This is a genomic window from Bacteroides cellulosilyticus (genome assembly GCF_020091405.1).
Taxonomy (GTDB): Bacteria; Bacteroidota; Bacteroidia; order Bacteroidales; family Bacteroidaceae; genus Bacteroides.
The window spans coordinates 6,649,897-6,673,564 of the sequence record NZ_CP081903.1; the positions used below are offsets into that span (position 1 = coordinate 6,649,897).

Annotated in this window: 19 protein-coding genes; 10 read left to right on the forward strand and 9 right to left on the reverse strand. The window is 44.9% G+C overall.

What is annotated here, in order from left to right; all coding sequences use genetic code 11:
* Positions 1 to 2 precede the first annotated feature (2 nt).
* Positions 3 to 2,723 carry a tetratricopeptide repeat protein gene (locus tag K6V21_RS25480; protein ID WP_224320315.1) on the reverse strand — a complete coding sequence of 907 codons (2,721 nt, stop codon included), beginning with the start codon at positions 2,721 to 2,723 and terminating at the stop codon, positions 3 to 5.
* A 179-nt stretch (positions 2,724 to 2,902) separates the two neighbouring features.
* A complete protein-coding gene (locus K6V21_RS25485; RefSeq protein WP_217715326.1) occupies positions 2,903 to 5,014 on the reverse strand; it encodes a prolyl oligopeptidase family serine peptidase in 2,112 nt (703 codons plus the stop codon).
* Positions 5,015 to 5,462: 448 nt separating this feature from the next.
* Between K6V21_RS25485 and K6V21_RS25490 the strand changes: the two genes are divergently transcribed.
* Both K6V21_RS25490 and K6V21_RS25495 read left to right on the forward strand, forming a co-directional pair.
* Positions 5,463 to 7,928, forward strand: a complete 2,466-nt coding sequence (locus K6V21_RS25490; protein WP_224320316.1) for a glycoside hydrolase family 9 protein — start codon at positions 5,463 to 5,465, stop codon at positions 7,926 to 7,928.
* Positions 7,929 to 7,963: 35 nt separating this feature from the next.
* The gene (locus tag K6V21_RS25495) at positions 7,964 to 8,776 is read left to right on the forward strand and encodes a ThuA domain-containing protein (protein ID WP_224320317.1); all 813 of its coding nucleotides are present in this window, start codon (positions 7,964 to 7,966) and stop codon (positions 8,774 to 8,776) included.
* Between the two features lie 111 nt (positions 8,777 to 8,887).
* Here K6V21_RS25495 and K6V21_RS25500 read toward each other — a convergent pair whose 3' ends face one another.
* Positions 8,888 to 9,286 carry a DUF5053 domain-containing protein gene (locus tag K6V21_RS25500; protein ID WP_029428258.1) on the reverse strand — a complete coding sequence of 133 codons (399 nt, stop codon included), beginning with the start codon at positions 9,284 to 9,286 and terminating at the stop codon, positions 8,888 to 8,890.
* A 583-nt stretch (positions 9,287 to 9,869) separates the two neighbouring features.
* Between K6V21_RS25500 and K6V21_RS25505 the strand changes: the two genes are divergently transcribed.
* The 7 genes from K6V21_RS25505 (at position 9,870) to K6V21_RS25535 (ending at position 18,790) form a co-directional block, all read left to right on the forward strand.
* The gene (locus K6V21_RS25505; RefSeq protein ID WP_224320318.1) at positions 9,870 to 11,096 is read left to right on the forward strand and encodes a site-specific integrase; all 1,227 of its coding nucleotides are present in this window, start codon (positions 9,870 to 9,872) and stop codon (positions 11,094 to 11,096) included.
* A 503-nt stretch (positions 11,097 to 11,599) separates the two neighbouring features.
* Entirely contained in the window at positions 11,600 to 12,136 is a 537-nt protein-coding gene (locus K6V21_RS25510; RefSeq protein ID WP_224320319.1) for a UpxY family transcription antiterminator, read from the forward strand.
* Positions 12,137 to 12,181: 45 nt separating this feature from the next.
* The gene (locus tag K6V21_RS25515; RefSeq protein ID WP_224320320.1) at positions 12,182 to 13,285 is read left to right on the forward strand and encodes an MraY family glycosyltransferase; all 1,104 of its coding nucleotides are present in this window, start codon (positions 12,182 to 12,184) and stop codon (positions 13,283 to 13,285) included.
* Between the two features lie 49 nt (positions 13,286 to 13,334).
* Positions 13,335 to 14,129 carry a polysaccharide biosynthesis/export family protein gene (locus K6V21_RS25520; protein WP_224320321.1) on the forward strand — a complete coding sequence of 265 codons (795 nt, stop codon included), beginning with the start codon at positions 13,335 to 13,337 and terminating at the stop codon, positions 14,127 to 14,129.
* Between the two features lie 118 nt (positions 14,130 to 14,247).
* Complete coding sequence (locus K6V21_RS25525) at positions 14,248 to 16,635, forward strand: GumC family protein (RefSeq protein ID WP_224320322.1); 2,388 nt, start codon at positions 14,248 to 14,250, stop codon at positions 16,633 to 16,635.
* A gap of 5 nt (positions 16,636 to 16,640) precedes the next feature.
* Complete coding sequence (locus tag K6V21_RS25530; protein ID WP_224320323.1) at positions 16,641 to 17,405, forward strand: tyrosine-protein phosphatase; 765 nt, start codon at positions 16,641 to 16,643, stop codon at positions 17,403 to 17,405.
* Positions 17,406 to 17,521: 116 nt separating this feature from the next.
* Complete coding sequence (locus K6V21_RS25535) at positions 17,522 to 18,790, forward strand: ATP-binding protein (RefSeq protein ID WP_224320324.1); 1,269 nt, start codon at positions 17,522 to 17,524, stop codon at positions 18,788 to 18,790.
* A 101-nt stretch (positions 18,791 to 18,891) separates the two neighbouring features.
* On the opposite strand, the gene K6V21_RS25540 is transcribed toward K6V21_RS25535, so the two are convergent.
* The 6 genes from K6V21_RS25540 to K6V21_RS25565 form a co-directional block, all read right to left on the reverse strand.
* Entirely contained in the window at positions 18,892 to 19,410 is a 519-nt protein-coding gene (locus K6V21_RS25540) for an N-acetylmuramoyl-L-alanine amidase (RefSeq protein WP_224320325.1), read from the reverse strand.
* Positions 19,407 to 19,541 carry a smalltalk protein gene (locus K6V21_RS26860; protein WP_217715984.1) on the reverse strand — a complete coding sequence of 45 codons (135 nt, stop codon included), beginning with the start codon at positions 19,539 to 19,541 and terminating at the stop codon, positions 19,407 to 19,409. The genes K6V21_RS25540 and K6V21_RS26860 overlap by 4 nt, the downstream gene beginning before the upstream one ends.
* 24 nt (positions 19,542 to 19,565) lie before the next feature.
* Complete coding sequence (locus tag K6V21_RS25550) at positions 19,566 to 20,054, reverse strand: DNA-binding protein (RefSeq protein ID WP_217715985.1); 489 nt, start codon at positions 20,052 to 20,054, stop codon at positions 19,566 to 19,568.
* Positions 20,055 to 20,272: 218 nt separating this feature from the next.
* Positions 20,273 to 20,500, reverse strand: a complete 228-nt coding sequence (locus tag K6V21_RS25555; protein ID WP_408912634.1) for a DUF4248 domain-containing protein — start codon at positions 20,498 to 20,500, stop codon at positions 20,273 to 20,275.
* A 197-nt stretch (positions 20,501 to 20,697) separates the two neighbouring features.
* Positions 20,698 to 22,467, reverse strand: a complete 1,770-nt coding sequence (locus K6V21_RS25560) for a DUF3987 domain-containing protein (RefSeq protein ID WP_224320326.1) — start codon at positions 22,465 to 22,467, stop codon at positions 20,698 to 20,700.
* A gap of 4 nt (positions 22,468 to 22,471) precedes the next feature.
* A complete protein-coding gene (locus K6V21_RS25565; RefSeq protein WP_217715987.1) occupies positions 22,472 to 23,038 on the reverse strand; it encodes a BT4734/BF3469 family protein in 567 nt (188 codons plus the stop codon).
* Positions 23,039 to 23,202: 164 nt separating this feature from the next.
* Between K6V21_RS25565 and K6V21_RS25570 the strand changes: the two genes are divergently transcribed.
* Positions 23,203 to 23,652, forward strand: coding sequence for a hypothetical protein (locus K6V21_RS25570; RefSeq protein ID WP_217715988.1), 450 nt, complete (start codon positions 23,203 to 23,205; stop codon positions 23,650 to 23,652).
* Positions 23,653 to 23,668 lie beyond the last annotated feature (16 nt).

The window sequence follows — 23,668 nt, forward strand, 5'->3', positions numbered from 1 at the left end:
AACTACTTTCCTAAAATTTTCTTCAATTTGTTTAATGTCGGATGCTCCAGCTCATAAATAAACTGCTTGGCATTTTCTACCATCTTGACTTTCTTTACAGAATCAGGATATGGTGTATACTTTATGAAGGACCGATAAAGTTCCAACGCCTTTTGCTGATTTATTTGATATCCTCCTATCCCCTGATGACAGAATACAGCCCAATAAAAATAGGCGTTAGGATAGCTGAATTTATTAATAGCTACAGATATTAATTTCCCGGCTTTTGTATATTGTTGTTCATCATAATAGATATCTGTCAAACGGCAAACTGCCAATTTATGATTTTGATCGGCAGCTTTTTGAAACCATTGAATAGCAGTCAATACAGGATTTGCATCCTTAATCGAATAAAGTCCAGAATTAAAAAACATTTCTCCTACTTCATATTGAGCTTCCGCATAACCTTGATTGGCAGCCTTCAATAACCATTCCAGAGCAAATCGATAACTACAACTAGTACCTATTCCATTCTTATAGCATAATCCCAGTTCAAATTGTGACTGTTTTATCCCCTTCTTAGCAGACTTTTCAAAATTCTGAAATGCCATTTGAGGTGATTTCTCCGTACCATAACCATTTTTGTAACAAAGACCCAGATAATACTCTGCGTATTTATCCGGATTCACATCTTCATACCTGCGAAAGTACCAAAATGCCTTATTCAGATTCTTATTTAATTTGCCATACCCGTAATAGTAGAACATTCCCATAAAATAGTAAGTACCGCTAAATGTTCCGGCATTACTGAAATAAGCAAACGAACGGTCAAGGTCCTTAGTAACTCCCCAACCATGATAATACATTACTCCCAAATAATAGTTAGCAGGAAGATTACCATGATTTACAGCTGTTTGCAGCCATGTCAGGGCATCATGATATTCCTTGACTAAATATTTTTCTTTTCCCAACTCATACTGGGCAGCTATGCAACCTTTTAAGGCCGCTCTGCGATACCAGTCCAAAGCTCTCGTCTTGTCCTTTATTCGATGTACACCCTCATTATAAGCTTTTCCCATTTTATATGCCGCTTCAGAATGTCCTTGCATTGCTGCTTTTTCATACCATTTATAAGCCATCGCATAATCCTTTTCAGCTCCTGCACCCGATTCATAGATTGTGCCCATTTGATACTGGGCCAAGACATGCCCTGCTTCGGCAGCTTTCAAGTAATATTGCACAGCCTTTGCATGGTTCACAGGCACTCCTTTGCCAGAATCATATTCTACACCTATATTATATAGAAAAGCCGGTTCCCCTTTCGTACCGATCAAAGTATAACAGACATGAAGCGATAGACCAGCTTCTTTGAAATGTTCTATGGCTTTCACCGAATCTTGAGCAACTCCCCACCCGTTGGCATATAATTTTCCCAAGAAGAAATGACAATCAGTGACATATTCCTTTTTAGCGATCGATGCCATAAAAAGCGCGCGCGCTTTTTGATGTTGTTTTAGGTTACCTAGCATTCTGGCATGTCCATACAAAGCACCCTCATACCCTTTATTCGCAGCTTGTTCGTACCAGTAAGCAGCTTTCTCGTGATACTTCACCCATTCATATACAATCGCCACTTTGTAAGAAGCTTCAGCATTGCCTTGATCTGCACATCTTTTATACCATTTGTAGGCCTGCCCTATGTTTTTTTCTATATGTTTACCTGTTTCATAGCAGGTGGCTAGTTTATATTGCGCCAATTCATGCCCTTTTTCTGCAGCTCTCAAAAAGAATTTCATCGCCTTCACAAAATCGACAGCTACTCTGTCTCCTTTTTCGAATTGTAATCCAGATTGATACAATGCGTCTGGCGTATCCCCCCCTAGTCCTTTAATAGAATAGTAGAACTCTCCTTTGGGAAAATTGTATCGTTCCACACATTCTACATACCTTTCCGGAGACGACATAAAACGTTTATCAGCAAGGCGGTGAAAAATCTCGGTAGCTTCATGGTACTTGCCTGTAGCAATGAAACATTCAGCCAAAAAATATTCAGATTTCAGATGTCCTTTCTCAACAGCTTTTTTATACCATTCTATAGCTTTACCGGGTGCTTTATCCCGTTGATGATAATAATAGCCTATGCTATAATATGAATTAGCAATTCCCCCTGCAGCTCCTATCTCATAGAAAGCCTGTGCAGTTGACCAACCGTCTACGCCTCCATAACATTCAGCAAGCATATCGGCAGCTTCAGGATGGGTAGACACTTTCGAAAGGCAAGAAATTGCTTCCTTACGCAGATATTCACTTGATTTTTCCGACAGACTCCTTTCATAGCAACGTTTGCCATATTCCAGATAGGCAGGATATAAGAAGTTTTTTAATAATTTGTTCTTCAGATCATCCGGAATATTCCATTCATGCAGTTGTGTGAATTGCTCAAGTCCTATTTTATAGTTCTTCTTTCGCAGGTTTACTCCTCCCCACACTATCTTGGAATAAATGTCTCCTTTTTCTGCTGCTGTTCTAAGTTGTGTTTCACCCGAGATTCCACAGTTAAATATCCGTTTCCCAATATTTAGTACATATTTCTTATTTTCCAATAGTTCCATTGCCGTTATTACATCTGATATATAGGGAGGGACAGGACGCAATAAAGGTTCAGGAGAATTAATCGCTGAAAGCTTATTTCCTAATGATTGAAGAATTTCTTCCGTCTTCTTTTGTAGTTCTGCAAAGTACATAACAGGATTACATTTAATGCCTTTTAAAATTAACTGAAACAAAAATAAGCAAACAAGATCAAAAAGGCAAATTAATCAGAACATATTTATTGGAAGCAAATTCAGAGGTATAAAAGAATAGGGTTCACCATCTATAACTCAACAGATGACAAACCCTAAACACAAATAAAAACTTTTACTTAGAATTTCGGTTTCATTCCCATGTTATACATTATAAATCCGTAAATGTCAGCCTGTTCTTCCAGAACCTTAGCCATAGGCTTGCCTGCACCATGTCCGGCTTTACTGTCGATACGGATAATAGTAGGATTCGTTCCGTCATTACATTCTTGCAGGGTAGCGGCAAATTTGAATGAGTGGGCAGGAACTACACGGTCGTCATGGTCGGCGGTAGTAACCATGGTTGCGGGATACTTGGTGCCGGGTTTCAGGTTGTGTAGCGGAGAGTAGCCTTTCAGATACTCAAACATTTCCTTGCTGTCCTCGCTCGTACCGTAATCGCTTGCCCAGTTCCAACCGATAGTGAACTTATGATAGCGGAGCATATCCATTACACCTACCTGCGGAATGGCTACGCGGAACAAATCGGGACGTTGTGTCATACAGGCACCTACCAGTAAACCACCATTAGAGCCACCTACGATAGCTATTTTATCTTTGTTGGTATACTTATCATTAATAAGGTATTCGGCAGCTGCGATGAAGTCGTCGAATACATTCTGTTTCTGCATCTTCGTACCCGCTATGTGCCAGTCTTCGCCATACTCACCGCCACCACGCAGATTAACCTGTGCATAGATACCTCCATTTTCCAGGAACGGAATACGTGATGTAGAGAAGCCCGGATTAAGGCTGATATTGAAACCACCGTAACCATAGAGATACACCGGATTCGTACCGTCTTTCTTAAGATCCTTCTTATAAGTCAGGAACATCGGTATCTTGGTACCGTCCTTGCTGGGATAGAATACCTGCTCCGTTATAAATTCATCGGAGTTGAAGTCAACCTTCGGAGCACGGAAGAGCTCATACGTATTCGCATCCATATCATATTTATACGTAGCACCGGGGATGGTGAACGAAGTAAAACCGAAGAAACATTCCTTATCATCCTTGTCGCCACTGAAACCTACGGAACCGAGCGAAGGCAACTTAATTTCCTGTATCTCCTTGCCGTCCAGGCCATATACATACGCGTGGTTGGAAGCATCTTTATCATATGTCAGGAACAACTTCTCACCTATCACACCCACATCCGAAAGTACATTCTCACTTTCCGGAACCAGCTCCGTCCAGTCTTTCAGGGCGGGTTTGTTGATATCCACCGTCATGAGGCGATATTTCGGTGCATTGTAGTTCGTAAACATATAGATTTTGTCACCTATCACCTCTATAGGAGCATAAGTGTAATCCATATCCGTAGCCATCGCAATGAACGGTGCGTTCGGTTTACGCAGATCTTTCATATACAAGGCATTGCCGCGTCCGTCGCCACTTTCATACAGGAACAGGATGGTTTCATCCTCATTCACACTGGCGCTGTAGAAACGTTTGGGATATGCCTGATTCTGGTAAACCAGCTTATCCTGCGATTGCGGCGTACCCATCTTGTGATAGTAAATCTTATGATTCTCGTTCACGTTAGAGAACTCCTTCCCTTTCACCGGAGCATCGTAAGCGCTATAGTAAAATCCATCGCCCTGCCAGCTAGCACCTGTAAACTTTGCCCATTCGATATGATCGTCCAGCAACTTGCCGGTTTCGGTATCCATTACATAAATTTCCTGCCAGTCCGAACCACTGCGAGAAATGGTATAGCCGGTATATTTTCCGTTATTCGAAAAAGAAATGCTTGTTAAAGCTACCGTACCGTCATCCGAGAGTTTGTTAGGATCAAGGAATACACGCGGTTCACCGTCCAATGCATCCTGCACATACAGTACGCTCTGATTCTGCAAGCCGTCGTTTTTATAGAAATAATACTTACCATGCTTTTTGAATGGCGTACCAATCTTTTCATAATTAGCCACATCCGTCAACCGCTTCAGCAGGGCATCACGGAAGGGAATTTTAGACAAATAGTCGTTTGTCACCTTGTTTTGCGCTTCCACCCATGCGGCGGTTGCGGCAGAAGTATCATTTTCCAGCCAACGATACGGGTCGGGTACTTCTGTTCCGAAATAAACATCTACAGTATCCACCTTCGCGGTTTCAGGATACGTAATCTTCTGTTGTTGTTGAGCACATGACATCATGATGATACCGGTTGCAAATAAAGTCACTTTTTTCATATTATACATAAATAAGAAATGATTGTTCATTCTTTTTTGAGAATTGTCGTGAAAACGTCTCACCAAATTCAGGCGTTAAAAATACAAAAACAACCAATAGGAAACAAGGGTTTATCCTATAATTATATTTTAAATTGCATTTAATGCAGAGGGAAAAGAAAACCAGTAGCCAAGAAGAAGGGCAGAGTGAATGAAGATGATATTCAGAAAGTATCGAATCTGCCAAGAGAAAATATCCAATATATACGGAAGAGAAAAGAACGTAGGCAAAGGAAGAGGGAATTAAGAAGAAAAGAAGGATACCTTAGTTTAAATATTATCACAAGAAGTCGAAATTCTATCATTTTCCTTCTTTTTGATGGTTTTTAAAGGTTTTATGGCAGTTATCAAACCTTCTTTTGCTAAATAATAGCTAACCTTGCATTAGAAATAAAAGGTTAACATAATCATGAGAAAAAAATCATTCGTATTACTCTTGTTGTTCATTGGCAATTCTTCTCTTTTCAGCCAAAATCTTCTGACGGGGGATGCCCAACTGGAAAAGCAAGTTTATGAAACAGGATTGATTCATGCTCCGCTACCTTTGAACACCGCCCGGTCTTTCGAAGAAAAAGCCCTGAAAAAAGAAATCCTGTCCAGCCAACCGCTTACGGTATCCGGCAGAACGGATGGATGGCGCCACTCCGGACAAGGGGAAATGTCTTTTTCTAAAGAGAAATCCGTATCGGGTAAAGGAAGCATCCGTCTGTCCTTCCCTACATCTACAGGAGAAAGGGCTACCGGCTCTCCCTCCGACCCCGACTATGCGACCTATGGAAACAGCCGCGTCACCTATCACGTCAATGGAAAAAACTGGGAAGGATACAACCGAATCTTCTTTTCCATCTATCCCGATTGTGACGGAGCCCGCGTGGTCAATATGAACCTGACATTTACAAACGACAGTTCCACCCCCAAAGCAGGATATAACCCTCCCAGCGGTTCGCATCTCATCAATCTCGTAAACAAGACGTGGAACCATTGTTTCCTTGAGATAGATGAATATCAACGGGATAAAGTAATGGCAATCAGCTTTGATACGGCCCTGAAAGGGAAAGACCGGACTACGGATGATTCTGCCGTTTATTATATCGATAACCTCCAACTGCAACAAATCAAGAACCCTGAGCAGGTAAGCGGATGGAGTCCGGCAGAGCATACAATTGCTTATTCCACCACAGGATATGAAACAGGTGAACGGAAAACGGCCATCGTCAACACCGGATTGTGTGGTCAATGGAAACATTTCCAACTGATTAATGCTGCTAACAACCAGGTTGCGCACGAAGGTTCACTGGAGCGGCAGCAAACGACCATCGGAGAATTCGGAGTTATCGACTTTACCGCTTTCAATCAGCCGGGAGATTATCAACTGAAAGTAGGCGACATCATGACGCCCCCGTTCCGGATAGGTGAAAACATATGGGATAATTCCCTTTGGAGAGTACTGAACTTCCTGTTTTGCCAACGCTGCGGACATCCCGTTCCCGGCAAGCACGCCGCCTGTCACACGGATTTATTTTCCCGGCATGACGGAAAAAGCATCTCCTATTCAGGCGGATGGCACGATGCAGGCGACTTGTCGCAACAGACCTTACAAACCGGAGATGTGACTTTCTCCTTATTGGAAGCCTACAATCGCCTCAAAGAAACCAATGCTGCACTGGCTGCACGCTTACTGGAGGAAGCCGAATGGGGAGTTGAGTTTATCTTGAAGAACCGCTACGGGGATGGTTACCGTGCCAGCAGCATGGGATTGCTTATCTGGCAGGATGGCGTTCTAAATACATTGGATGATATTCATTCGGTACGTGTTCAGAACCTGGCATTCGACAACTTCCTGTATGCAGGCTACGAGGCTTATGCCGCCATGACCATAGACCGGGACCCGATGCTGCAAGAACATCTGCGGAAAGTGGCGGAAGAGGATTTCTCATTTGCTACGGAGAAGTTCAAAAAAGATGGTTTCGACCAGTTCAAGCAGATGTACGAACATAGCTACAATACCTCTCACAGCCAATATATGGCAACCATATCCTGGTCCGCCAGCATGCTCTACAAACTGACGGGGAAATCTTGCTATGCGGAAACTGCTGCGGAAGCCATCCGGTACGTACTCGATTGCCAACGCACCAAACCGTTGAAAGACAAAGGCAGGACATGCGGATTCTTCTATCGGGATAAGTCACGGAAATCTATCGTGCACTATATCCATCAGTCGCGCGAGCAGGTTTACATGCAAGCCATGACCTTACTCTGCGAAACGCAGAAGGAGCACCCTGATTATCAGAAATGGTCGAGCTCCATAAAACTGTACGGAAACTATCTGAAAGGCCTGATGAAATATACCCAACCTTACGGAATGGTTCCGAGCGGAGTATATCATGCGGAGGAGTATAAAGATTCCGCCAGCTTCTATTCGCTCCATCTTTTTCCACCTGCCAATGCACAGGAACTATACACGGAACAGATAACACGGGGAGTCAAACTCGATAAAGAACATTATCTGAAACGTTTCCCCGTATGGTTCAGCATCTTCAACGGCAACACAGCCATCCATCTTTCCACCGGAAAATCCGCCGCCATCTGCGGAAACTTCCTCAAAGATGAAGAACTGCTGAACATCGGACGGGAACAACTTTACTGGACCGTCGGGAAGAATCCTTTCGGGCAATCGCTGATATACGGTGAAGGGTACAATTATCCTCAGATGAACACTTTTTCCTCCGGCGAGATGACCGGCGAAATGCCTGTCGGTATCCGTACGCTGGGCAACGATGACATCCCCTACTGGCCGCAGACCAACAATGCCTGTTACAAGGAAGTGTGGGTGACCTCGGCCGGAAAATGGTTATCGCTTATCGCCGAATATTAAGAAAGAAATTATTAATCATATAAAATATACATGCTATGAGAACAATCAAATTCCATCTTACTCTATTGTTTGCTGTCTGCACATTTCTGGTAAATGCGCAAGCACCTCAGGGCTATCCGGCCAATTATGCCAATGCGCCCCGTTTCAAAGCGCTGGTTTATTATACGCAACATGCAGAAGAAGCACACTATCAATTCTCCCTGCAGGCAGTAGAGTTCTTCAAGAAACTGAACTATGGTGACGGCTTTGTACTGGACTTCACCATGGACCTCTCCCCATACACCTACGAAAAGCTGAAAGAGTACAGCGTAGTAGTCATGCTCGATGGTTATCCCAATACAAAAGCTGAACGTGACGCTTTTGAGAAATATATGGAAAACGGAGGAGGCTGGGTAGGCTTCCACGTTGCCGCCTATAATGACAAGAACACAAATTGGCCTTGGTTTGTAGATTTTCTGGGTGGCGGGGTTTTCTATTGCAATAACTGGCCCCCTCAACCTGTATTGGTTGAAGTTGACAATGAGAATCACCCCGTCACCAAGAATTTACCTGCCTCCTTTGTGGCTCCGTCCAGCGAATGGTATCAGTGGAATCCCAGTCCGAGAGCCAACAAAGATGTGGAAGTTCTGCTGTCCCTCTCTCCCAAGAACTATCCCCTAGGCATCAAAGATGTAGTGAACTTCGGTGATTTCCCCATCGTATGGACCAATACCAAATACAGAATGATATATCTGAATATGGGGCATGGCGATGAAGAATTCATTGACGCCACACAAAATCTTTTGTTTGTCAATGCCTTCCGCTGGGTGGTAAGTACGGACAAGCAAGGAGATCCTTTTAAAAAATAGTACAAAAAGAAGTTACAAGTAGACAAGAAACCGCACATACAAGACTTGGTATGTCGCAGAGTTCTTGTTTACTTGTCAACCTATCCTAATGATAGCAAATATCTATCACCATTAACTTACTGAGAGAGAACCGATTTTATGACTAATGTCCTTTAATGCACGATTAAATGTTTCAACTTCTTTTTCATTAAGAGAATACACGCGTCCTCTTACTTTATATCCGTTGATCCGTTGGTACAACCATGCACGGCTTTTGCCAAAGTAATTTTTAGCAATGTATGATATAGGGATTAAATCTATGATTTCACTCATTTGTTCTCTAATAGTAATACGCTTATCTAATGAATCAATCCTATTTTCTATAGTATCCAATTCACCATCAAGATGTTTTCTAATAGCATCTTTTTCATCTGATTTTATATAAAGCTCTTTCATTTCCATCAGATGTGCATCTAATGCCTCACCATGCAAGGTATCCATCTTCAATAAATCATCTTTTAAAGTTCTCATATCCATAGTGGTTTAATGCCTCTTCAGGGCGGTTAATTACTTCTTTAAATTTTCTTTTCGTTTCAAGAGTTCAGATATCCTTTCAAGAAGGAGATTAGTACGTCTCTCATCATCTTCATTTCCGATATTTGTACCTTTCTTTTCCATTCCCGTAGATTCTGTTTTTCCCTTTCTATCTCTAACTCGATTTTCTCAACTTCATTAAGCTCCTTCATCTTTTCTTTTTTGATAGTTAATCTGTCGTTTATCCGGCACCACAAAGATACATAATCTTTTGTATATAACAAATTAGTTCTATATAAATTATTCGAGTTTCACAAGTGCAGTGAGATAAGATTATATATCTTTTGTGAGTATACAGCACCCGCATGAACAACATCATTAAAAATACCTAATTAATATTGGGAAAGAGGAGGAGCGATAGTTCATCCTTTTTGTTTTTTTCCTTCCCTCCTATCCGGAAAAGAGGAATATTCTGATTTTTCCGGTTTTAACAAATGGATGTCGGAAGGAAACAAATAGAACAGATTATCTTTTCTTTTGTCGTACATAATATGTATTTCTATAAATTGATAATAAAACTATGGCGACTGTAAAAGTAAAATTCAGAAAATCATCGGTGGAGGGAAAAGCCGGTACTATCTATTACCAGCTATGCCACAAGCAAAGCAACAGGCAGATAACCACCCGAATGCGTATACTTCCCCATTGGTGGGATGCAGAAAAAGAAACATTCATAGCCGAAGCGGACAACATTGGGTTTTCCGCCCGCTACCAGCAGCAAATAGAGAAAGACCTGCAGTGTATCCGTCGGATTCTATGCGAATGGGACGGAGAAGGAAGAGACTACACTTTAGCGGATGTCATTGACCGCTTTCGTACTTTGAATGAAAACGGAGACACAGTGCTGTCTTGTTTGACAGTACTGATCGATGAGCTTAAAAACGATGGCCGATGGGGAAATGCCCGCAATCTCCAACGGGCATCGAACAGCTTCTCCGACTTTCTGGGAGGCTTAGACATACCACTCAAGCAAATAGACGAAAGACTTGTCATGGAGTACGAGCAATGGCTCCGGGCACGAAAAGTGAGCAAAAACAGCAGTTCTTTCTATATGCGGACTTTGCGCTCCGCTTACAATAAAGTGATAAACCGGAATCAAATGGAACAAACATTTCCTTTTCGGAATGTTTATACCGGTGTGGAGCGTACCCGCAAACGTGCCGTACCCGAAGATATCATGGTTCGTTTACAAAAACTGGACCTGACACATTCTGCTCCACTTGCCTTTTCTCGCGACATGTTTATCTTCAGTTATTGCACCCGTGGAATGGCTTTTGTAGACATTGCCTATCTGAAAAAGGAGGATGTAAGCGGAGGAATACTTAGTTATGTCCGCCATAAGACGGGGCAACGCCTCACCGTTCGCATAGAACCTCTTATTGAGGAGATTATCAAGCGTTATGAGCCATCTGTCCGCAACAGTCCCTACCTTTTTCCAATCATTACGTCCAATGATCCGGAAGAGACTTTCCGACAATATCAGACGGCGCTGGGCTATCATAACCGAAAATTGAAAAAACTGGGGAAGTTAACAGGAGAAAATCTACATCTCTCCTCCTATACCGCAAGGCATAGTTGGGCGACGGTTGCACGCAAACACAACGTCCCGTTGTCCGTCATAAGCGCAGGTATGGGGCACACTTCCGAAAAGACCACGCTCATATACTTGGACTCTGTAGAAAACTCACTGATAGATAAGGCTAATGAAGGGATTTTAGAGGCGTTATGTTGTAACGTTTCTAAGTAAGAAACCTTAAAATTACGCCGCAAAGATATAACAAATAAAAGAATAAAACAACATAATACTATAAATATTTGTTTATATTTTAATCTCAAAACAAGTATAAAATACTGATTTTTAAGACAATAAATAGCTACTTATAAAAAAAAGAAATGAATAGATATTAAAAACAAATGTCAATATAGAACTCGATAGATATATTCTAAAAAAATTATCCAAACATCGTACCGAATCTACAAGACCTAAAAAAATAGGATAAAAATGTCTTTTTATCCTACAATAATTCAAGGTTTTAAAACGTCGTGCCGTTTCTTACTTAGAAACGGTACAATTACAGGGTTACGGATATCTTCTCCTGGGTCAGGAGAAATTCCGAGTTCCAAAAATCGACAGACAAAACGAAGAATTGGATTAACCTTGCTTGCTGCGCATCAGAGTTGTTTTGAAAATCAAAAATACTCAGATATGCAGGAATGGAAGGAACATCTTTTAGGTGAGATACGACAAATATGGAAGAGTTATCTTCAATTATGCATTGGTATGCATTCAAAGTCTTTTACAATAAAGTATTTGAGATAGAAGACTCGCTGAATAAAGACAAAATCGAGAGCTATATTCCTTGTGAAAGAATTCTGGTGGAGCGGGGCGGAGTGAAAAAGCATGTACGTAAACCGATCATTTCCTCCCTTCTGTTCTTCCATTCCACAGAGAAACAAGCATTGGCCTTACAGCAGAAGCTGGCAGACCGAGTCCTACTATATACCCGTCTTGTCAATTGGCAAAAGCTGCCGATAGCTATCCCTGAACGGGAAATGAAAATTTTCATGCTTGTCACTTCCTCCGGAGAAAAAGGGCTGGACTATTTCGGCGATGTCCCCATGGAGTACAGCACCGGCGAACGGGTTCTTGTTACGGACGGTCCATTCAAGGGAGCAGAAGGCTGCATACACCGCATCAAAGGAAACCGCCGCCTGATAGTGGCAATACAAGGTGTGTGCGCGGTGGCAACTGCCTATATTCCCCAATGCTTTCTCAGAAAGATATAAATCAATACATTTAAACAAGCTCTCACCTAATCAAATCCTTCAGAAATGACAATCTGCTATTTTGAAACTTTAGCGGCATTTGCCGTCAGCTGCCTGCTCAGTGCAATGATCATTCCCAAAATATCATTGATAGCTTTCAGACGGCGACTTTTCGATCCGTTGGACGACCGAAAGTTGCATACGACACACATTCCCCGTCTGGGGGGAATCGCTTTTTTTCCGTGTATCATTATGCCCATTTCGCTCGTCATCGCCTGCCATAATCTCTGTACAGACAGCAATTTGCTCAGTTGGGAACAATCCACCTGCCTGCTCACCCTGTTCAGCTGCCTCTTCATGCTCTATCTGATGGGGATGAGAGACGACCTGATAGGTATGCGCTACCGCGCTAAGTTTGTCATCCAGACACTTTGCAGCCTTTTACTGGTAGCTTCAGGCTTTTGTTTCAACAATCTCTACGGACTGTTTGGCATTCACGAATTGCCCCATTATGTGGGCATACCATTCACAGTCTTTATCATTGTCTATATCATGAATGCAATTAATCTTATAGACGGTATTGATGGCCTGGCTTCCGGATTGAGCATGATAGCCTTCTTCGCTTTCGGTTGCATGTTCGTCTGTCTGCACTGGTGGTTGTATGCCTTTATCTCCTTTGCGGCTTTGGGGGCACTGATACCATTCTTCTATTATAATATGTTCGGGCAGACCCGCCGCGGACGGAAAGTATTCATGGGAGATACCGGTTCATTGACTATCGGTCTGTTGCTGGCTGTAATGGCCATCCATCTCAGTATGTCCGATCCCGCCAAGGAAGAACTCTTTCCCGGTGCCATCGTGACGGCTTTCTCTTTCCTGCTGGTGCCGATGCTGGACGTAGTTCGGGTAGTGCTTCACCGCCTGCGCAACCATCAGCCTCTGTTCCTCCCCGACAAGAATCATATCCACCATAAATTCATCGCCCTGGGAATGTCGCAACATCAGGCACTGTGCTTTATCCTGAGCATCGCCTGGCTTTTTATTATGGCCAATACACTCTTGGCCCCTTACTTGTCCGTCACCGTACTGTTCCTGCTGGATGTGGCGGTATGGACAGCGATGCACTTCTACATCACAGCGAAAATTACCAAAAAACACCCAAGAAATTAATACTTCATACCTTATACTTCATATTTCTATTTTATATTAAAATTAAAACATGAAAAATCATCTTTTATGCCTGTTCCTTTCGTTGGCGTTGCTCTCATCGTGCAACACATCGAAAGAGATAATCTATTTTCAGGACGTGGAGGTAAACAGCCCCGAAGCAGTTGCCCCACCCCAGGACATCACCGTGCAACCCAAGGATCAGATATCCATCGTAGTGTCGAGCAAGGACCCTGAGCTGGCGGCTTTGTTCAACCTGACCCGCGTGCAGCAGAGAGTAGGCTCCACAGGACTAAACAACAGTAACAACAACGGAGAAATTTCCGGCTATACGCTTGACGACAAAGGTGACATCGACTTTCCCGTGCTGGGAAGCCTCACCATAACGGGCATGACCCGGAGCCAGATTGCCGCATTGGTAAAACAAAGGCTGAAGGAGGAGAACCTGGTGAACGACCCGGTGGTCACCGTGGAATTTATGAACCTCAGCTTCTCCGTCCTGGGCGAAGTGAAGACTCCCGGAAAATACAGTATCTCGAAAGACTATATAACCTTGCTGGAAGCTATCAGCATGGCCGGTGACCTTACCATCTACGGCAAGCGGGATGCCATCTTCGTGATCCGTGAAGAAAAAGGAGAACGGGTGACGCATTGGGTGGATCTCCGCTCCTGCGATCTATTCAAATCTCCCGTTTATTACCTGAAGCAGAACGACGTGGTGTATGTGCAGCCCAACAAGGTACGTGCCGGACAATCCACGCTGAATGAAAACAGCGTGAAAAGCGTAGGATTATGGATTAGCATCGGATCATTCCTCACCTCCCTGGGTGTATTGCTGTTTAAATAGTGGTACAGTTACGAGTTACGAGCTACGAGCTACAAGTGCCTTTCGGTACATAGCGCAGCCACTCGTAGCTCGTAACTAGTAGCTAGTAACTAGTAGCTAGTAACTAATTTATATTATTATGATTGAAAAGAAAACGCCTGCCGGCAAACCCGCCGATGACTTTATACGGATACAGGATCTGTGGAGCATGTTCGTTCCCAAATGGTACTGGTTCGCCATCTCCCTGTTCATTGCCCTGACTATAGCGGTGTTGTACCTGCTGAGTACTCCCCCTATTTACACCCGTACCGCTGCCATTCTCGTCAAGGACAACTCGAAAAGCAGCTCTTCTACCGGCACTATGAGCGACTTTTCCGATTTGGGTATCTTCAAGTCCAATACCAACATCAACAACGAGTTGCTGACATTAAAGTCGCCCACACTGATGACGGAGGTAGTCAACCGGTTGGGATTGAATGAAACCTTCACCGTCCGCAAGGGATTAAAGAACGTAGATTTGTACAAAGTATCCCCTGTCACCATAACCTTCTGCGACCAGGTAGAAGTGCCATTAAGTTTCAACATCAAGTTCCTTTCAAGAGAAGCGTTTGCCATTTCCGAACTTGAAATACCGGGAGAAGACACAGGGGAAACACTCTCCGCCCAAATGGGCGACTCCATACAGACCTCTGCCGGAACCATGATCGTATCCCCTACCCCAGAGTTTACCGACGCTTTTATAGGCACCTCTGTCCGGTATGTCCGGGGAAGCGTGCGTGCCGCCGCCGATACTTATGCAAATGCACTGGTCGCTGAATTGGGTAACGAAGACGCCACTATCATCAACCTCAGCATCAATGACGTCTCCATCCGGAAAGCGGAAGACATCCTGAATACCCTGATCGAGGTTTATAATGAGAACTGGATTCGAGACAAAAACCAGATTGCCGTCAGCACCTCGCAGTTCATTAGCGACCGTCTGGGCGTGATAGAGAGCGAATTGGGCCATGTAGACGAAAATATATCCAGCTACAAAAGCGAGCATTTGCTACCCGACGTACAGGCGGCATCCAGTCTCTACATGGCACAGTCCGCCGAGAATAATAAAGAACTGTCCACGCTGAACAACCAGCTCTCCACCGCCCAATATATCCGCAGAGAACTGAACACAAAACAGTTGGACCAAACGCTGCCCGCCAATTCAGGCATCGTCAGCGCCAATATAGAAACGCAGATCAGTGAATATAACAATCTGGTGCTGGACCGCAACCGATTGATAGCCAACAGTAGCGAAAAAAATCCGCTGGTAAAGAACATGGCCAGTTCCCTACAGAGTATGCAACGCACCATCATCCAGTCGGTCGATAATCTGATTGTTTCACTGAATACCCAGATACGCAGTCTCCGCCGTCAGGAAGAGGCTACCACCAACCGGCTGGCATCCAACCCGAACCAGGCAAAGTATTTACTGTCAGTGGAACGTCAGCAAAAGGTAAAGGAAGAACTTTATCTCTATCTGCTACAAAAGCGTGAGGAAAACGAACTCTCACAAGCATTTACCGCCTACAACACCCGCCTGATTACCGCTCCGCGCGGCAGTGTGTTTCCTACCGCTCCCCGCAAGATGAATATCCTGTTGGTGGCATTTGCCGTGGGATTGCTGGTTCCGGCGGTAGGCATCTTCATGAAGGAGAACATGAATACCAAAGTGCGCGGCCGGAAGGACCTGGAAAATCTGAGCATCCCATTCATAGGCGAGATTCCCCAATACTCCGGCACAAAGAAGAAATGGTGGGAATTCAAGCATCGGAAGCGGCAGGACATGAAAACCATAGTGGTGAATGAAGGCAACCGCAACATCATCAACGAGGCATTCCGCGTGCTGCGCTCCAACATGGATTTCATGGCAAGCAAGGACAGCAACCAACATGTTTTCGTACTGACCTCATTCAATCCCGGCAGTGGAAAAAGTTTCCTGGCCATAAACATCGCCATGAGCTTCGCCATCAAAAAAAAGAAAATTCTGGTCATTGACGGAGACCTCCGGCACAGAACCGTCTCTTCTTATGTCGATTCTCCGGACAAGGGATTAAGCAACTACCTGAACAACCAGGTCGGCAACTGGAAGGAAATCGTAGTTCCCTATAAAGGATACACGAACCTGCACATCCTGCCCATCGGAACAGTACCTCCCAATCCAACGGAACTACTGGAAGACAGCAAATTGTCTATGCTGATAGAGGCTCTAAGACCGGAATATGATTATATCTTCATAGACTGTCCTCCTGTCGACATCGTAGCCGACGTACAGATCATTGAAAAATGGGCGGACCGCACCATCTTCGTAGTCCGCTCCGGCTTGCTGGACCGGTCCATGCTTTCCGAACTGGAAAATATGTATACCGGAAAACGATTTAAAAACCTCTCCATGATACTGAACGGAACTGAAAGCACCGGAGGACGTTACGGCTATCGCTACGGATACCATTACGGCTACGCTTCTTATTATGGCGGTAAAGATAAATAAGACTCATGTGGCCATTTTCTAAATCCCAGCACGTCACGGCAAGCGGCATCCTTTGCGAAATGACCGACTACCACTCCCACATATTGCCCGGGGTGGACGACGGCGTGAAGACAATGGACGAATCGCTTCAGATTCTTGCGGAGATGAAACGCCAAGGCGTCCGCAAAGTGTGGTTTACTCCCCATATCATGGAGGATATACCCAATACCAACGCCGAACTGAAAGAAAGATTTCAAGAATTGAAAGAAAAATTCCGGAAGCCGGAAGATTCCTATTGCGGCACGGTGGAACTGAACCTCGCCGCTGAATACATGATGGACAACCTCTTCACGGAGCGTCTTGAGTCCGACGACCTGCTTCCGATTTACGAAGGCGGTTGCCGGTATCTGCTGGTGGAAACCACCGGCTTCACTCCGCCCATGAACCTGCTACCTGTCCTGAAACGCATTCAGACGAAAGGCTACCGGCCTTTACTGGCACATCCCGAACGCTATCTATATATGGGCGCGTCCTACTACTGCATGTTGAAGCAAGAACGGGTTGCTTTCCAGCTAAACCTTCCGTCTCTGACGGGAGCATATGGCACGTATATACAAAAAAAGGCCGTATCCCTGCTGAAAGCAGGGATGTACGACCTTACAGGAACCGATGTGCATTCTTTGGAACATTTCAAAGAATGGCTCGGAACACGGATTGGCAGTCGAGACAGGGACATGCTTTCGGCACGCTTCCAAAAGTGGGAGAATGAGATATCTCAACCGTTGGAATAGTGCAGTCTAGAAAGGAAAATTAACTATAATAGTGCAGTTTGATGCAAATAAAATAACAGAATAGTGCAGTTTAAGGGATTAAAGAACTATCTTTGTTCCAGATAAAAAATAACGCTATGAACATCAACGAATATGCACAGATTATAGCAGACCAAAAAGAGGAGTTGAAATTCATCAATCCTAAAGATCTATGTTCGCGGAAAGAAGAAAGTCAGTTCGACATAGATAGTCCCTTAGCACAAATCGTCATAGGAGTACGCCGGAGTGGGAAATCAACAATCTGCCATAAAGTACTAAAAGAAAGAAACATACCTTATGCTTATGCCAATTTCGATGACGAACGATTATACAAATTAGAGTCCAAAGACTTAAACTCACTATTGGAAGCGATATATATGGTATATGGAGACTTCCAATATTTATTTCTTGATGAAATACAAAATATAGAAGAATGGTTTCTTTTCGTAAACAGATTGCTCAGACAGAAAATTCATCTTGTTATAACCGGCTCTAATGCCAAACTTCTAAGTAGTGAACTCAGTACACACTTGACCGGACGGTATAATCAAATAGAGCTTTACCCTTTTTCATTCACAGAGTTCTGCCAATATCGAAAAATAGATACCAAAGACATTTCAACCAAAGGAGTGGCTTTCAAAAAAGCTGCATTCGAAGAATATTTCCAAAAGGGAGGTTTCCCTGAATTATCCGAAGTTAAAAACAGTCGAGGATATATTCAAGGGTTATTCGACTCTATCATACGTAAAGATATACAGCAACGATTTAAAATCAGATATATAGAATCGTTGCGCATGTTAGCGAATCATCTGATAGATAATTTCGGTCAGGAGATTATCTATACCGACCTTGCGGAACGCTTTGGCTTTGGCTCTTCACATACAGCTGAGAATTACGTTTCATATCTAAAACAGACCTATCTTTTATTAGGCATACACAAATTCTCATTTAAAAGCAAAGAACGTATTCGTAATGAGAAAGGGTATGTGGTTGACATCGCCTTCATAACTGAGAGGGATGATGCTATGAACGGACAAAATCTGGGGTGGAAATTAGAGAATATCACTTATGTTGAACTGCTAAGAAGAAATAAACCTTTATTCTATGATATTTTCTACTATCGGGAGCAATATGAAATTGACTTTGTAATCTGTGAAGGAAATAATGTCAGAGAATTAATTCAGGTATCCGTTGATATTTCTTCCGCAAAAACTTATAATCGGGAAATATCAGCATTGTGTAAAGCTTCTACTGATTTAAAATGCAATAAACTAACTCTAATAACCATGAATGACAATAGAATTATTGAAGAAAAGAATCATACGATACAAATTATATCTATCACAGACTGGTTATTACAAGAATAAAAAACAGAATATGTGGCTATCTTATAAAAAGATCGTACCCCCCTTGCTCAAAGCAGGGATGTACGACCTTACAGGAACCGATGTGCATTCTTCGGAACATTTCAAAGAATGGCTCGGAACACGGATTGGCAGTCGAGACAGGGACATGCTTTCGGCACGCTTCCCGGCATATCGCGATGGCCTCTGAGTTGCGCTTTCGGGAAGAGTTTCAGTAACCTCGACAGAAGTTGTTCCAGTTGCTCGAACTGCTCCGGGGTGAGCGTATCAGCGGGATGTCCTTCCGCATCCAGTCCGCCTTCGTAGCACACGCCGATGGAACACCGGTTGAAGGGACGGCAGTGAGCACCCACTTCAAGCAACCGGCGATGCCGGCTGACAGTGCCATCGCGACGGACATAAAAGTGATAACCGATAGTACGGAACCCACGGGCACGATGGTCGCGCAAGAGTTGCTCCACGGAATAGGCGCAGTCACAACGGGTGGCGGAACAGTGCAGAATGATGTAGCGTACCGAATCGGTGGAGTTCATCATCAGTCCGCTCTCTACCCGGGCGAGGAGTTCGCGCTCATTGAGTACTTCCTCCCCGCCCACAATCATAGGGAATGTTTCCTGTATCATGGCAACAGACATTCGATAGCTGTTGAACAACTGGTTATTCCCAGTGCCGTGAGAGCCGCAATGGCTGCCTGGATGATGGCATTGAGCAAGGACACCCAGGTGATTTTATTCTTTTTTACAGAGTCGTTCATAATCAATAATTAATAGTTAATAGTTTATCCCAACGGATTTTCATCCAGTCCGCCGCCTCCGCCTTCTCCATCCACATTACCCGGATCGGAGGAAGTTACCTGCTTGATGATTTTTCCGTCCTTGTCGTAGCAGGTGATGCTGACGGAGGTATTCTTCAGCTCCTGCTTGATGTCGGTGCTGGGAGTGAAGATAACTTTGCGGGTACTAATAAGCCCTGCACCCACGTCTTCCACTTTCGACACAGCTTCGGCTTGCAGTCCGAAGCGCATTGTTCCCAGTCCGGGCAAGGCTACGGAATGTCCCTCAGTGGTCCATGCCCTGATAACGTCACCGATAGCTTCCCAGGCAGCGTTAATGCTTCCTTTCGGAATTCCCGACCGGATGGATGCTTCGGATATAACCTTGTCCTGCTTCAGCGTACTGTAGATTTCCGCCTGCATAATGAAACGATACTCCCCTTTCGAGGGACCCACCGTCAGTTTGGTCTGACGGGCTTTGACTTTGATTCCCATAATCTCAATAAAAATTAGTTAATAGTTAGTTAACGAGGTTTTCAGTTGACAAGAAGACAAGGAGAATAGTCTCCTGAAGTAGTGTTCAAAACATAAAGGGAAACGCCCTCCCCTTGTCAACTTGTCAACTGAAAAACTTGTGAACTTATCTCTCCGACAAAGGTATAGCGAACCGGAAACCAGCTTATGGGTTTCGGTGGGTTTTGCAGGTTTCCTCTTTACGGGTCGCCCAGGTGACGTACAATTAGTGACACTTGCCGGGAGGTAAGCAACTTCTGCGAGCGATGGTAGCCGGCGGCTTCCAGTTCCTCCATCAGGAGAGGACAGCCGTGAATCCAGCGCATCAAACGGTTAGTTGCCACCGCAGGCATTGAATCGGGAAAGTAGAGAAGAGACAATTCGCTCTTTTTCATGGAAATGGGATGGAAGGACATGCGTTTTTTCAATTATAAATTATTAATTATGGGGAAGACTGTGAGAATTGTGCAATACTTCCCTATTGGCAAAATATTTTTTCCCAGTTGGAAAAAAAAATCAGAGTCGTGCAAAACTTGCAAACTTGCAATTCTTGCAGGCCCCTCACACCCACACACGCACGCGCATTATATCAGGTGTATTTGATTTTTTCTTCCCCACCCCTGCTTCAGTTGAACCGGTATTCTCCCCTGCCGCTTTTCTTCAGCTGGCCTTTGTCCGTCATGCGTTTCAGCATCGAGTCGAGCGTGCCGGGGGATATTCCGCACTGTTCGCTCGCCCGGAGGGCTTGAGTACGAGTAAAGCTGAGAGGCAGTAAATCCAGGAATGCCTCCGGCGAAGCCTTCTGCTGCGTCAAGGTGTCGCCAGCCGGGAGAAATGAAAGGACATGGCACGAATGCAGGTAGAGAGGCCCCGTGAGGGATAGTACAGCGTGGAAGTCCTCGCTGCTGACAGTGAGGTCGAACTGCGGTACCACCCCATCTTTCACGTTCTCTTGCGGAATACGGGGTGAAGGCGACAGTCCCGGACACGACATCAGTGTCTTTATCAGGTCATCCGTCGTGCCCAATGCCAGTAAAACGTCGAGTGAGCGCATCAATGCCACGATACCGATGATGCGGCAGATGTTGATGGCGATACGTGCCACTGCGCTCTTCATGTGACTGCCATGAACCACGCCCGCCCTACCGAATACGCCGGAGAAATGGACGTTGAATTCATCTTGCTGCTCCTGAGTGAGTTTCAGGTTTATGCCGCTTATAGCAGCTGCCAGGGCATCGAGCAACTGTTTCCAATGTTCTCCCCAAGCGGTGAATATACAGTCGTAGTCGGTTCCTGACTGATCGAACTGATTCCTCCACTCATTAATGGGAGGCATACAGTAGAACAGTTGACGCGAGAAGAGGCCGTTCTCTGCCGAGGGAACAAGCGGTTTTACCTGATTCGGTGTGCCACTGAGCAGTACACTGAGATATGACTTTGGGCACTCACGATATTCGTGATTGGTACGGCGGTTATAGGACAGCCTGTCGTGATCGAAACTCTTGCGGAGTGTTTCGCTCCAATGTCCGTACTCGGCTCCGATGGCTTCGCTCACGGTGTCTGCTTCGGTCTCGCAGATCAGTCCGACTCCGTCGGCATCCATCAGATTTTCCATCATACCGGCACCGGAGTTGTCACCCGCGATGAGGAACATCTTCATGCAAGGCGGTTCGGGCTCGGCATTTTTGGCTTTCTCCTTGCCCAGCGTGTCCCATTGCGCTTTCTCACAGCGATAGGCTTTGAGCTTTTCGTGGTACGCTTCCAGCAGCGAGTTGTGTATGGGCTCTGCCAACCGACGCACCCACGTCAGCGCCCCTTTTCCGGAAGCGGGCGGAGCAATGATGAAAGTTTGCAGGCACGGATATTGGCTTTTGCGTCCGTAGACGAAGTGCAGCAACTTGTTGAGAGTGGCTCCGAATACAGTTACCGCTCCCAACAACAGGATGTCCTTTTGGGCAGGCGTATCGCCGCAGTCTATCACCTGTTGCAGGAAATGAGGCCACTGATAGTCCGGGAAACAAGGCAAGCGAACCGATTTATCCACCTCCTCGTGCACGCGCGCAGGTGTGTGGGTGTGAGGGGACTGCAAGTTTTGCAAGTTTGCAAGTTTCTTGTCGAGGCGCACCCCTGCCAGTTGCGCCAGATGTAATACCGTTCCCAGGGAATTACCTCCCCGCCCGTGCTGCAAGGCATGGCTGTAGAGCTTGTCCGCTTCATCCTGCCGGTACTTGTCGGACAAGCGGCAAAGGCGGTGGAAAAAGCTACGTCCCGCTTCACCGCAACTGTTGGCCACGGCAAAGGCCAATGGCATGTATTCCTGATAAGTGGGGGCAAGATTGACTCCTGCCTGTTCTACGGCAATGGTCAGTTGTTCTATAATGTCAATATCGTTCATGAGATTATTTATGATTTATGGACTTCGCTTCTTCATCGTATGCCAGGAAGCAGGCTCTCGACATATCAGCGTTGGCGGTATCGGCTTTCAGCCCGTGCTTCCATTCCAGATAGTCCCAGGCGGTGTGCACTGCATTGTCAAACGACTGTTCAAGCGTATCTGTGAGATTCAGCCGGTAGGGTACAAAGAGTTTCACTCCTTTAGCACCAGGGCTTACGAAGGCGAGGTCGGGTTGCAGCACTTCGTCGGCAAAGAGGCGGTCACGCCACATTGCAGCTTCTTCGGTAGAAGCAAGATGGTCGATATCTATCACGAATAGTCCGGAGGGTACCATGATACACTGCTCCCGACAATACGAAAAGATTCCGGCAGGCGTGACGTAAGGCAATAACGTCTGTTTTTTTCCACGGAATGCCTTATCATTTTCGATATCGGCCCTTACTCTTTTTGTCAGTTCCTTCAGACAGGAATCGGAGGAGATGTAGGCATGAAGCCCTGCTACGCTGCACACTCCCGCAGGTACTTTATTAGTGACGGGAGCGTTGAAAAAAGACATGATATATTCTTTCATGATGTTGATTCTAATTTAATTAAAAATATATTCTATAATTTTCAGATTTATGCCTACAAATATACGGCTTATAAACCATCCTTTTTACTTCGTTAAAAGGCATTTACTAAGCGTTTACACTCATTAATCGCCCATTGATTATTCATTGAAAATTATTAAAGAGAATGGAGAGAGAAAATATAAATATGAACGACAAACCGGAAATAGAGATAAAGATATTCGGCGGTACGAACATGATAGCCCCGGCAGGCGCTACCGCCGTTCAGAATTTTTACGGCGATCAGTTTGCCGAGGTCGCCATCCGTCCCGAAGAAACCGAGGGCATTGAAAGTCTGAACGATGCCGAGTGCCTTCTTTTCACCTACGTGCCCGACGTGAAAAAAGTGCATGAGTACACCCGACTTCTGGGAGAATGCGCCACCGCCCACGATCTGGCGGGTGTAGTGAGCATCATGCTCGGCGAACCCCGCGTGAACAAGGACACGGTGGTGAAAGGCACCTTCATCGAGGTTCTTCTTCCTTTCGCTTCCCGACTGACATCGGGGGCAAAGGTGGACAATGTGAGACAACAGATTAATAATATGCTGATGAGGCAAGGGAGAGGAGGAAAATAAAAGAAAGCTTTGTTTG